Source organism: Halomonas koreensis, assembly GCF_031451675.1.
Classification (GTDB): Bacteria; Pseudomonadota; Gammaproteobacteria; order Pseudomonadales; family Halomonadaceae; genus Halomonas; species Halomonas koreensis.
Window position 1 is genome coordinate 117,573 of record NZ_JARWAK010000009.1, and the last position, 12,230, is coordinate 129,802.

Consider the following 12,230-nt stretch of genomic DNA (forward strand, 5'->3'; position numbering starts at 1 on the left):
ATCAATTATCGGGCCAGTTTTCTGTGAACTCCTTTAAATACAGGGCTTTGTGGCGGGGTGGTGGGCAGGCGATCGAGGCGGTGGTCGCCCCGGTGCGGGGATCATGCACCTCCCCGGGGCGTGGCGGCATCGACATGCACGGGGCTGTAGCAGGCGTCGATCCGCTCGCGGTCGAGGGAGCCGCCGAGCTGCCGGGCCAGGTGTTCCACCACGGCCCCCAGCTGTCCGGCGTCGGGGCGCAGGGCCGTGAAGCGCTGGTCGACCGGCGCCTCCCCCAGCGGCAGGGTCGGCAGGTGGTCCAGGGCGCGGTCCAGGTAGGGGGGCAGGGCCAGCCAGTCTCGCGCCTGGCGACGGTGGTCGGGGGAAGCGGTCAGCCAGTCGGCGGCGGCGATCAGGGCGCGGATCATGGCCGTGAGGGTGGTTGGGTGGCGCTCGGCCCAATGCCGGGTCACGCCCAGCACCTTCTCCGGATGACCGGGCCACAGCTGGGCGCCGGTGGCGACGATATGGCCGCCGCCGCGATGCGCGGCCTGGGTGCCCCAGGGCTCGCCGACGCAGAAGCCTTCGATGCGTCCCAGCTCGAGGGCCTCGACCATGCGCGATGGCGGCAGGGCCACCAGCTCGACGTCGGCGTCGGGATCGAGGCCGCCCAGGGCCAGCCAGTCGCGCAGCTGGAAATGGTGGCTGGAGAAGGGGTGCACCATGGCCAGGCGTGGCCTCGGGGCACCGCGGCCTGGCAATCGGGCGGCGAAGCCGCGGGCGTTGATGGCCGGGTCCCGCCCTCCGGGGGTGTCGTCGTAGGGGGCGGCCATGCCCTGCGCCCAGCGGTGCGACAGCACCAGGGTGTTGCCGTTGCGTCCCAGCACCAGCGGAGCCAGGGTGTCGCAGGGCGGGCCCGACAGCCCCAGGCTCATGGCCAGCGGCAGGGGGGCGAGCAGCTGGGCGCCATCGAGCAGGCCGGCGGCGAGCTTGTCGCGCAGGGTCGACCAGGCGCTCTCGCGGGACAGCGTGACGTCGAGCCCCTCGGCGGCGAAGAAGCCGCCTTCCCGGGCGACGATCGGCAGGGCGGCATCCAGCAGCGGGACGAATCCCAGGGTCAGATGGGAACGCTCGGGGGCGTGGGACATGCTCATTGGCCTTTCTCCAGTCCTTCGAGGATATCGATCACGTTGGCGGCCACCTCGCCGATGCGCTGGCCGCGGTCCATGGCCAGCTTGCGCAGCATCCGGTAGGCCTGAGGCTCGTCACAGTCCTGGTGCTTCATCAGCAGGCCCTTGGCCCGCTCGATGCGCTTGCGTTCGGCGAGCTGGCTGCGCGTGCGGTCGAGTTCCTGGCGCATCGACTGGAAGGCATCGAAGCGCGCGACGGCGACCTCGAGGATCGCCTTGACGCGACTCGGCACCAGGCCGTCCACCACATAGGCGCTGACCCCGGAGGCCAGCGCGGCCTGCATGGAATCGGGGTCGTGCTGGTCGGCGAAGAACACCACCGGACGCGGGTTCTCCCGGTTGAGCAGCGCCATGCTGTCGAGGGTGTCCCGGTCGGGGGATTCCATGTCGATGATCACCACGTCGGGGGCATGGCGGGCGACCATGTCGTTGAGGCTGGCCGGGCTCTGCAGGTGGCAGATCACCTCGTGGCCTTCCTGGCCGAGGGCTTCCTCGACCATGGCGGCGCGGACGGTCTCGTCGTCGACCAGCAGGATTCGCAAGGGCTGGGGCATGGGGTATGGCTCTTGGTCTTGGTCATTGCCCATGCGCTTGCAAGAATCATTCCAGCGACGGCGGGGCCGGCGCTCGGGGCGCGCTTCCTGCTCGGCGGCGACGGAGGTTGCACCTCCGGAAGGCGTGGCGGGCCTTCGTCGCTGCGGTCTGGTGCAAATTGCGTCACGGGGGCGTGGGGCAAGCCCGCCACGACGCGCCTCACCGCGGATGGCACGCCCCTTGCTTGACTCTTGCCAGTACTACCGGCAAATCATCCCGGGTCGCCGCGTCGGCGACCCATGGCAACGACGCCCACCCTCCACCTCGGCCCTTGCCGGTGTGGACGGTGGGCGTCGTCGTTCCGGGACCCGCGATCGCTATCGAGGAGTGCACCAATGCATCAGGCTCGAACCACCTGCCCCTACTGCGGCGTCGGCTGTGGCGTGAGGGTCGACATCGAGGACGGACGCCTCCACGGCGTGGAGGGTGACGGGGGCCATCCGGCCAACTACGGACGGTTATGCGTCAAGGGCTCGGCGCTCGCCGAGACCCTGGGGAGCCACGGCCGCCTGACGCGCCCCCGGGTCGACGGCGTCGAGGTCGACTGGGACACCGCGCTCGACGCCGTGGCCGAACGGCTCCAGGCCACCCGCGACACCGCGGGCGACGAGGCCCTGGCGGCCTACCTGTCGGGGCAGCTGCTCACCGAGGACTACTACGTCGCCAACAAGCTGTTCAAGGGCTTCCTCGGCACGCCGCACCTGGATACCAACTCACGGCTGTGCATGGCCTCGGCGGTGGCCGCCTACAAGCGCGCGCTGGGCGCCGACGCCGTGCCCTGCAGCTACGAGGACCTGGAGGAGGCCGAACTGGTCGTGCTGGTGGGCGCCAACCTGGCCTGGAACCATCCGGTGCTCTATCAGCGACTGCGCACCGCCAAGGTGCGCAATCCCTTGATGCGGGTGGTGGTGATCGATCCCCGCGTCACCGATACCTGCGAGATCGCCGATCTCTACCTGGGACTCAAGCCCGGCAGCGACGCCCGGCTGTTCAACGGCCTGCTCGCCTGGTTGGCCGACAAGGGCAGGCTCGACCGGGTCTACCTGGAGAGGCACACCCAAGGGCTCGAGGAGGCGCTGGCCGCGGCCCGCGAGGACGATGGCTCCGTCGAGGCCGTCGCCGCCGATTGCGATCTCGACCCGGAGCGTCTGGAGACCTTCTTCTACTGGTTCGCCAGCCAGCTGCACGTGGTGACCCTCTACTCCCAGGGCATCAACCAGTCGTCCAGCGGCACCGACAAGTGCCACGCCATCATCAACTGCCACCTGGCCGGCGGCAAGATCGGCCTGCCCGGCGCCGGACCCTTCTCGATCACCGGCCAGCCCAACGCCATGGGCGGCCGCGAGGTCGGCGGCCTGGCCAACCAGCTCGCCGCCCACATGGACTATGACTCGCCCGGCGCCATCGACCGGGTCACGCGCTTCTGGGCCACCGAGCACCTGGTGCCGACCCTGCCCGAGGGGCCGGGACACAAGGCCGTGGAGCTGTTCGAGGCCATCGAGCGCGGCGAGGTCCGGGCCCTGTGGGTAATGGCCACCAACCCGGCGGTCAGCCTGCCCGACGCCGACCGCGTGCGGGCGGCGCTGGCGAAGTGCCCATTGGTGATCGTCTCCGAGTGCATGGCCGACACCGACCTGCTGCCCTATGCCGACATCGTGCTGCCGGCCTCCTCCTGGTCGGAGAAGGACGGCACCGTGACCAACTCCGAGCGGCGCATCTCGCGCCAGCGCGGCCTGCTGCCGCCCCCCGGGGAGGCGCGCCACGACTGGTGGATCGTCTGCGAGGTGGCCCGGCGTCTGGGCTACGGCGAGGCCTTCGCCTATGAGCACCCCGCCGAGATCTTCGTCGAGCACGCCCGGCTGTCGGGCTTCGAGAACGACGGCCGCCGTCTGTTCGATATCACGGCGCTGGCCGAGCTCGACCGCGAGGCCTACGACGCCCTGGCGCCCGTCCAGTGGCCGGTCACCGAGGCCGCGCCGCGAGGCACCACGCGGCTGTTCGAGGATGGCCGCTTCGCCACTCCGGACGGCCTGGCCCGGCTGATGCCGGTGCGCCCGCGGGGCCCCGCGCAGGCGCTCTCCGCGGCACGCCCGCTGCGCCTCAACACCGGTCGGGTGCGCGACCAGTGGCACACCATGACCCGTACCGCCCGGGCACCGCGGCTGATGAACCATCGCGCCGAGCCGTTCGTCGAGATCACCCCGGAGGATGCCGCGACGTTCGGCGTGGGCGACCAGCAGCTGGCGCGGCTGACCGGCGCCGGCGGCGAGTATCGCGGCCGGGTGCGGCTGACCAGGGGCCAGCGTCGCGGCGAGGTCTTCGTGCCCATGCACTGGACCGACCGCTTCAGCGGCGCGGCGCGCATGGGCGCCCTGCTCGCCGCCCACCTCGATCCCGTCTCCGGCCAGCCCGAGACCAAGCACGGCGCGGTGGCGCTGGCGGCGCTCGAGGTGGGCTGGGAGGCGACCCTGTTGATGGCCAGCGACGACGCCTCGGGCGGCGACTTCGCGGGCCACGACGACGGCGCCTACTGGGCGCGCATTCCGCTGGCCCACTGCCAGCGCTGGCAGCTCGCCGGCGGCGGGGCCGAGGAAGCGCCCCGCGACTGGCTGGCCTGGGTGCAGCGCTGGCTGCCCACGGCGCCGACCCTGTGGTGCGACGACCCGGCCGGCGGCCGGCTGCGCGCCGCGGGCCTCGAGGACGGCCGCCTGCGCTGGTGGCTGATGGTGGCCCCGCCCGCCGAGCTGCCGGGGCTGGCCTGGCTCGACGAGCGCTTCGCCGAGGCGTGCCGAGGGCAGCCCCTGACGGCCGATCGGCGCCGGCGGCTGCTGGCCGGCTGCGACGCCGGCGAGGCCGATGCCGGCCCCCTGGTCTGCAGCTGCCACCAGGTGGGCCAAAAGGCCATCGTCGCGGCCATCCAGGCCGGCGACACCAGTGTCGAGGCCCTGGGGGCGAGGCTCGCCTGCGGCACCCAGTGCGGCAGCTGCATTCCCGAACTCAAGTCCCTTATCGAAGACAGTGCCGAAGAGGAGGGGGCCCATGCGCGCTCTACACCGAACCCTGAAGTCGTCCAAGTGGCCTGACATCGCCGCCGGCCTGGCGCGGCTGGGCATGGGCGTCACGCGCTGGCTGGCCGATCCGAAGGGGGCGCGGGCCGGCGACGGCGCGATCCGGCAGCCGTGGCGCGGCGAGTGCCGCGCCGGCAACGTCTACCTGGTCGGCGCCGGCAGCGGCGACGTCGAGCTGCTGACGCTGAAGGCGGCGCGGTTGCTGCAACAGGCCGATGCCGTGGTCTTCGACCGCCTGGTCGGCGACGAGGTGCTGGCGCTGATCCCCGCCGGCCGCGAACGCTACTACGTGGGCAAGGCCCGGGGCCATCACAGCGTGCCCCAGGCCGAGATCGGCGAGCTGCTGGTGCGCCTGGCCGGCGAGGGCAAGGCGGTGGTGCGCCTCAAGGGCGGCGATCCGGGGGTGTTCGGGCGCATGGGCGAGGAACTCGCCGCGCTGGCCGAGGCCGGGGTCCCGGCCGAGATCGTGCCCGGCATCACCGCCGCCTCGGCGGCCTGCGCGACCATGGGCATTCCGCTCACCGACCGCGCCCATGCCCAGCAGCTGCGCCTGGTCACCGCCCAGCAGTGCCGTGAAGGCGGCGAGCCCGACTGGGCCGCCCTGGCCCGGCGGGACGAGACGCTGGTGTTCTACATGGGGCTGACCAGGGTCGCGGCCATCTGTGCCGGCCTGCGCGACGCCGGCCTGCCCGATGACTGGCCGATCCTGCTGGTGGCCAACGCCAGCCAGCCCGACCAGCGCTCGCTCGTGGGCACCCTGGCCGACCTGCCGGCCCGCCTCGAGGCAAATCCCTTGCCGTCGCCGTGCCTGATCATCGTGGGCAGCGTGGTACGCATGGTCGAGGCGACACCGGCGGCCGCCGGGGGCGGGGCATAGCCCGTCATCTTCCTGTCACCCGGGTAGCGCATCCTCCCGTCACTGGAAGGCTGACTCGATGCCGGCAGCGAGGCCCGGGACGATGCCCGCGATGCCGGCCGGATAAACGCTGTCTGACCGTGAGGAGACAAGGATGAGCAAGGAAATCGAAGACCATCGCCTGTTGAACCCGAGTAGCAACGAACCGTTCTCCTCGGTGCTGGAGAAGCGCGTCTCGCGCCGCCGCGTGATGCAGGGCGGGCTCGGCATGGCCGCCATGACGATGCTGGGCGGCTTCGGCCTGAGCGGGCTGGCGGGGCGCGCCGAGGCCTCGGGAGCCGAGAAGACGCCGCTGTCGCTGGCCTTCGATGCCATCCGCGGCTCGCGCACCGACGCGGTGGTCGTGCCGTCCGGGTATACCGCCCAGGTGCTGATTCCCTGGGGCACGCCGCTCAACGGCCAGGCGCCGAGCTGGCGCGAGGATCTCGCCTTCACCCCCGAGATCCAGGCCAACAGCGTCGGCATGCACCACGACGGCATGCACAACTTCGCCCTGGACGAGGCGTCCGCCTCGCGTCGCTTCCTGCTGGCGATGAACAACGAGTACATCGATCAGGCCGCCCTCTGGGCGCCGCAGGGTGGACCCACCAACGCCGACGGCGGCGCGCGCCCGGCCGACGAGGTGCGCACCGAGATCAACGCCCACGGGGTGACCGTGGTCGAGCTGCGCAAGGATGATGGCGGTCGCTGGCACCCGGTCACGGATTCCGGCTTCAACCGTCGCTACACCAGCGCGTCCGAGATGGTGCTGAGCGGCCCGGTGGCCGGCAGCGACTACGTCAAGACCAAGTACTCTCCGGACGGCACCCTCACGCGGGGCACCAACAACAATTGCGCCAACGGCTTCACCCCCTGGGGCACCTACCTGACCTGCGAGGAGAACTGGCCGGGCTACTTCATCAAGGATGCCGACCGCCAGCGTGACGACAACCGCCTGGGCATCGCCGAGGGGCGCGGCCGCTACGGCTGGGAGACCGCCGCCGGCGCCGCCGACGAGCGCGACGACGAGTTCGCCCGCTTCAACGCCACCCCGACGGGGGCCACGGCCACCGATGACTATCGCAACGAGCCGCGCACCTTCGGCTACATCGTCGAGATCGACCCCTATACCGGGGCTCGCGCCGTCAAGCGCACCGCCCTGGGGCGCTTCCGCCACGAGGGCTGCTGGCCGGGCAAGCTGGTGGCCGGCGAGCCGGTGGTGTTCTACTCCGGCCACGACTCGCGCAACGAGTACATCTACAAGTTCGTCTCCGATGCCCTCTGGGATCCGGCGGACGCCAATCGCCCGGGCGAGGAGCGCGACCGCCTGGCCCTCGGCGCCAAGTACATGGACGCGGGCACGCTCTACGTGGCGCGCTTCGATGCCGACGGCAGCGGCGAGTGGCTGCCGCTGACCCCGGAGGCCGAGACCCGTGACGGTCGCACCCTCGCCGAGGCCCTGGGCCTGGCCGCCAACGATCGGGCCGGGGTGATCATCCACACCTGTGACGCCGCCGACCTGATGGGCGCCACGCCCATGGACCGCCCCGAGTGGGGCGCCGTGGACCCGACCTCCGGCGAGGTCTACATGACCCTGACCAACAACTCCCAGCGCACCGAGGCGGGAACCGACGCCACCTACACCCACGACGGCAGCGACATCCGCGAGCCGGGCGTGGGCTATGCCACGGCGCCGACCAACGCGGCCAATCCCAGGGCCGAGAACGAGGGCGGCCAGGTGATTCGCTGGCGCGAGGCGGCGGGCTCGACCCGCTTCGACTGGGAGGTGTTCGTGTTCGGTGGGGCGGCCGGCGATGCCGACAACCCCTCCGGCCTGACCGAGCTCAACCAGTTCGCCAGCCCCGACGGCCTGCACTACGACGACCGCGGCGATGGCCAGGGCATCCTGTGGATCGAGACCGACAACGGCTACGCCAAGGTCGCGGACGACACCAATGATCAGGTGCTGGCGGTGGTGCCCCAGAACGTCGGCCAGGGAGAGGGCGAGGCCGCGGTGGTCGGCGGCGGCGACCAGGCCCAGCTCAAGCGCTTCGCGGTCGGCCCCAACGGCTGCGAGGTGACCGGCATCTGCTTCACGCCGGACAAGACCGCGATGTTCATCAACATCCAGCACCCGGGCAACTGGCCGGCCGGCGATGACGCCACCGCCGAGACCCGGGGCAGCGTGCGCCCGCGGGCCTCCACGGTGGTGATCCAGCGCGAGGACGGCGGCCAGATCGGCGTCTGAGCGCCTCGCCGTTTCCTGCCCCTGAAACGCGGCGCCCCCGGCAGATGCCGGGGGCGCCGCGTGTTTCCGGACAGGCGGTCACGGCCGGGACGCGGCCTCAGTCGTCGCCCCGCGCGAACGCCTCGAACACCTCGCGGCCGGTCAGGTCCCGGGTGTCGTTGGCGAAGGCGTACCAGGGCGGCTTCTCGTCGATGAAGATCTGGCTGTCGAAGGTCCAGGCCTGGCCCTCGTCGACCAGCCCCGCCGGGACGGCATAGTGCTCGCCGGTCTTGAGGCGGTAGAAGAGGTGGGTGCCGCAATGCCGGCAGAAGGCGCGCTCGGCCCACTCCGAGGAGGCGAAGACGCTGACGCTGTCCTCGCCCTCCACGGTGACGCGCGAGACCGATTCCAGGGCCAGCAGCGGACCGCCGCCCCAGGTTCGGCACATCCGGCAGTGGCAGGCGCCGATGTTCTGGCGGGCGGCCTCCACCGCGAGGGTCACGGCGCCGCACAGGCAGCTGCCGGTCAGGGTCATCGCATCCATCGCGTCAAGCCTCCTCGTCTGCGGGTCAGCCCTCGAGTTGGGCGAGGACGGTATCGGCGCTGCTGGCCTCGATCACGCCCTTGCGGGTATCGATGCCCAGGTATTCGACCACGCCGTCGTCGGCGATCAGCGCGAAGCGCTTGCTGCGCGTGCCCATGCCGCCCCCGCTGGCGTCCATGTCGAGGCCCAGGGCGCGGGTGAAGTCGGCGTTGCCGTCGGCCAGCATGGTCATCGCCTGGGCGTTCTGGTCCTTCTGCCAGGCGTCCATGACGAAGGCGTCGTTGACGGCCAGGCAGGCGATGGCATCGGCGCCGGCGGCGAGGATGTCGTCGGCGCGAACCACGAAACCGGGCATGTGGGTGTTGGAGCAGCCGGGGGTGAAGGCGCCGGGCACGGCGAACAGCACCACTCGGCGGCCGGCGAAGAAGTCGCCGGTGGCGAGATCCTCGGGCCCCTCGGGGCCGTTGGTCTTGATCGTGACGTCGGGCAGGCGGTCACCGATGGCGATCGTCATGGGGAAACTCCTTTTCGGTCGGGGAAAGTCGGATTCAGTCCTCGTCCAGCGGCGGCGTGGGGCGCACCAGGATCTCGTTGACGTCCACGTGCTCGGGCTGGCCGAGGGCATAGAGCGCGGCCGCGGCGATGTCGCGTGCCTCGAGCGCCTGTTCGGGGGGCTCGTCGAAGAAGGGCGTGTCGACCATGCCGGGCTCGATCAGGGTCACGCGGATGCCGCTGCCGCGCAACTCCTCGCGCAGATTGTAGCCGAGCCCCGTGACCGCCCACTTGGTGGCGCCGTACATCGAGCCGGGGATGGTGGCGCGTCCGGCGGCCGACCCGGTCAGCAGTATATGGCCGCGCGTGCGGCGCAGCGCCGGCAGGGCGGCCTGCACGGTGAGCCCCACGCCGTAGACGTTGGTCAGGATCATGTCGCGCCAGGCCTCGTGGTCGGCGCCGCTGAAACCGCCGGGCGAGCCGCCGCGGCCGGCGTTGGCGAACACCGCGTCGAGGCGGCCGAAGCGTTCCAGCGCCTGCTCCACCATGGCTCGCTGGGCCGCCATGTCGGTCACGTCCATGGCCACGGTGAGCACGTTCTCGGGCCCCAGCTCCTGGGCGAGGGGGGCCAGGCGCTCGCGGGAGCGGCCGGCCAGCACCAGCTTGTAGCCCTCCCGGGACGCCGCTCGCGCCGTGGCCGCGCCGATGCCGCTCGAGGCCCCGGTGATCAACAGTACGCCTTGCATCCGCCTCTCCCTCGTCTGAAGACACGCCCAGTCAGCATGGCCATGACCGCCGGCGTCTGCAAACGGCGGCGCCCCCGCCGCGGGACGACGGGGGCGCCGATGGCGTGCCGCCTGGCTCAGCGCAGCGACAGGGCGCCCTCGGCGGTGTCGCCGGCGGCGTCGCGATAGGCGGCGCCTTCCTCGGCTTCCGCCTGCGGCGAGAAGCGCACCGCCAGGGCGCACAGCGAGGCGATGATCACGGCCACGCCGAGGTAGAAGAGCCCCTGCTGGTAGGAGAGCGACTCGGAGCGGAACAGGAAGCCGGCGGCCACGGCGCCGGCGTTGCCGCCCGCGCCGACGATGCCGGCCACGGCCCCCAGGGCCTTCTTGTTGATGAAGGGCACCACCCCGAAGGTCGCGCCCTCGGCCATCTGCACGAACAGGCTGAACACCAGCATGATGCCGATGGCCAGCGCCAGGACCTGCATCTGCGAGAAGAACACCAGCGCCACGCCCTCGCAGAGCATGGCGATGAACAGCCAGCGCACCCGGCCCTTGAGGCCGCCGCTCTTGGCGAAGAGATCCGAGAAGATGCCGCCCAGGGTGCGGGCGAAGAGGTTCATCAGCCCGAACAGGCCGGCGATCAGGCCGGCGGTGGCCAGGCTCAGGTCGAAGTGGTCGAAGTAGTAGATGGCGGCGATGTTGTGGATGGTCAGCTCGACGCCGAAGCAGGCGGCATAGACCACGAACAGCGCCCAGACGCGCACGTCCCGGGCGGCGGCGGCGAAGCTGGCGCCCATGCCGTGCTCGCCGTCGGCCGGGGGCAGCTCGCCCCGGGCCCGCAGCTCGTCGAAGTCGCCGTCCGGGGCGTCCTGGGTGAAGCGATAGTAGGCGATCCCGGTGAGGAACAGCACCACGCCGGGCACCAGCATGGCCAGGCGCCAGCCGAGGGACTCGTTGACGCCGAGCATCAGGATGCCGGCGAACACCAGCGGCATCAGGATCTGGGTGGTGCCGCCGCCCAGGTTGCCCCAGCCGGCCGAAGTGGCGTTGGCGGTGCCCACCACGTTGGGGGCGAACATCACCGAGGTGTGGTACTGGGTGATCACGAAGGAGGCGCCGATGGCGCCGATGGCCAGGCGCGCCAGCAGGAAGCTCTCGAAGCTGTCGGCCAGGCCGATGGCCATCACCGGCAGCGAGCCCAGGCACAGCAGCCAGGTATAGGCCCGGCGCGGGCCGATCCTGTCGCAGAGCAAGCCGATGGCCAGGCGCACGACGACGGTGATGGCCACCGAGGCGATGATGGTATTGCCGATCTGGGTCTTGGTCAGGCCCAGGTCGTCCCGGATCACCGCCATCAGCGGCGCGATCCCGAACCAGCCGAAGAAGCAGAGGTGGAAGGCGAGCCAGGAGAAGTGGAAGGCGCGCATCTGCGGCGTCTTCACGTTCAGCAGTCGGATGCGGTTGGCCTTGTGGCGGATTTCCATGGGGATACCTCGTCGAATGACGTTCGAACACGCGATCTCTTGGGCCTTCGCCGTTGAAGGTCGGGTCCGACGCACTCGTACCCCGGGGGGCCTGGTCCACGTCCGGCACGCACTGGCCTTGGTAAAGCACATGCCTTGCCATCCGGCACGGATGCGTTGCTTTTCAGTAGGTTGAGCGATAAAGGGGCGGCGGGGCGCCCGCCGCCGACGGCGGCGCCTGCTGCATGGGGGATCAAGGCGGCGGGGGCTTGCCCCGCCGTGGTGCCCGCGGCCGGGGCGTTCAGCGCTGCAGGGCGAGGCGTCGGTCGCCGCGGGGGCAACGCAGGAGCTCGGAGCGGGCCAGCCACTCCGGGTCGGGGTAGTAGGTGAAGAGGTACTGGCGGTCCTTGAGGCTGTCGATCAGCGGGGCGGCGATCTCGTCGCGTACCGCCGGGCAACCATGGCTGCGGCCCAACCGCCCGGTGCGCTCGATGAAGGACTGGCTGACGTAGTCGGCGCCGTGCATGACGATGGCCCGTTCGAAGGCCAGGTCGTTGACGCCGGGTTCCAGGCCCTCCAGGCGCAGGGAGTAGCCGTTGCGGCCATGGTAGCTGTTCATGGTCCGGAACAGGCCCAGGCTGGACTGGTGGCTGTCCGGGATGTTGGAGAACTCGCGGGCCATGGCGTCGCCGGAACCCTGGCCGTGGGAGACCAGCTCATGGAACAGCAGGCGGTTGTCGGCCAGGTCGAAGACCCAGAGGCGCTTCTCGGTGGAAGGCTGCGAGAAGTCGATCACCGCCAGGCGCTCGGCGTCGGGGTCGGCACACCTCAGGGCTCGGGCCGCCAGGCGCAGGACCTCGGAATCGGCCTGGGGCGCCAGCCGGGCCAGGCGTTGGGCGAGAGGGGCGGTGGGTGTGGTGGCCGGTGTCTCGGCCCGGGCGAGGAAATCTCCCGAGAGCGCGGGGAACGTCAGGGTCATCAGGGCGACGGCCAGCAGGAGGCCCGTCGCTCGGCGAAGCGAACGCGGCGATGGCATGCGAAGTCTCAGGC

10 protein-coding genes are annotated in these 12,230 nt (G+C 71.3%); 3 read left to right on the top strand and 7 right to left on the bottom strand.

What is annotated here, in order from left to right:
- Positions 1-101: 101 nt before the first annotated feature.
- Positions 102-1,133 (bottom strand): CmpA/NrtA family ABC transporter substrate-binding protein, encoded by a 1,032-nt coding sequence (locus QC818_RS11620; RefSeq protein ID WP_309653027.1) that lies wholly within the window; start codon positions 1,131-1,133, stop codon positions 102-104.
- Positions 1,130-1,723, bottom strand: a complete 594-nt coding sequence (locus QC818_RS11625; protein WP_309653028.1) for an ANTAR domain-containing response regulator — start codon at positions 1,721-1,723, stop codon at positions 1,130-1,132. Before QC818_RS11625 ends, QC818_RS11620 begins: the two co-directional genes overlap by 4 nt.
- Before the next feature lie 375 nt (positions 1,724-2,098).
- Here QC818_RS11625 and QC818_RS11630 point away from each other — a divergent pair, with 375 nt between their 5' ends.
- From QC818_RS11630 to QC818_RS11640, 3 genes are all read left to right on the top strand, one after another.
- Positions 2,099-4,846: a nitrate reductase gene (locus QC818_RS11630; protein ID WP_309653029.1), complete on the top strand. Its 2,748-nt coding sequence runs from the start codon at positions 2,099-2,101 to the stop codon at positions 4,844-4,846.
- Positions 4,803-5,708, top strand: a complete 906-nt coding sequence (gene cobA / locus QC818_RS11635; RefSeq protein WP_309653030.1) for a uroporphyrinogen-III C-methyltransferase — start codon at positions 4,803-4,805, stop codon at positions 5,706-5,708. Before QC818_RS11630 ends, cobA begins: the two co-directional genes overlap by 44 nt.
- A gap of 133 nt (positions 5,709-5,841) precedes the next feature.
- A complete protein-coding gene (locus QC818_RS11640) occupies positions 5,842-7,974 on the top strand; it encodes a PhoX family protein (protein ID WP_309653031.1) in 2,133 nt (710 codons plus the stop codon).
- 97 nt (positions 7,975-8,071) lie between these two features.
- Here QC818_RS11640 and QC818_RS11645 read toward each other — a convergent pair whose 3' ends face one another.
- The 5 genes from QC818_RS11645 to QC818_RS11665 form a co-directional block, all read right to left on the bottom strand.
- Positions 8,072-8,497 carry a GFA family protein gene (locus QC818_RS11645; protein WP_309653032.1) on the bottom strand — a complete coding sequence of 142 codons (426 nt, stop codon included), beginning with the start codon at positions 8,495-8,497 and terminating at the stop codon, positions 8,072-8,074.
- Positions 8,498-8,522: 25 nt separating this feature from the next.
- Positions 8,523-9,011, bottom strand: a complete 489-nt coding sequence (locus QC818_RS11650; protein WP_309653033.1) for a peroxiredoxin — start codon at positions 9,009-9,011, stop codon at positions 8,523-8,525.
- A gap of 34 nt (positions 9,012-9,045) precedes the next feature.
- Positions 9,046-9,735, bottom strand: coding sequence for an SDR family oxidoreductase (locus QC818_RS11655; protein ID WP_309653034.1), 690 nt, complete (start codon positions 9,733-9,735; stop codon positions 9,046-9,048).
- A 116-nt stretch (positions 9,736-9,851) separates the two neighbouring features.
- A complete protein-coding gene (locus QC818_RS11660) occupies positions 9,852-11,201 on the bottom strand; it encodes an MFS transporter (RefSeq protein ID WP_309653035.1) in 1,350 nt (449 codons plus the stop codon).
- A 280-nt stretch (positions 11,202-11,481) separates the two neighbouring features.
- Positions 11,482-12,159 carry a murein L,D-transpeptidase catalytic domain family protein gene (locus QC818_RS11665; RefSeq protein WP_309653036.1) on the bottom strand — a complete coding sequence of 226 codons (678 nt, stop codon included), beginning with the start codon at positions 12,157-12,159 and terminating at the stop codon, positions 11,482-11,484.
- Between the last annotated feature and the right edge of the window lie 71 nt (positions 12,160-12,230).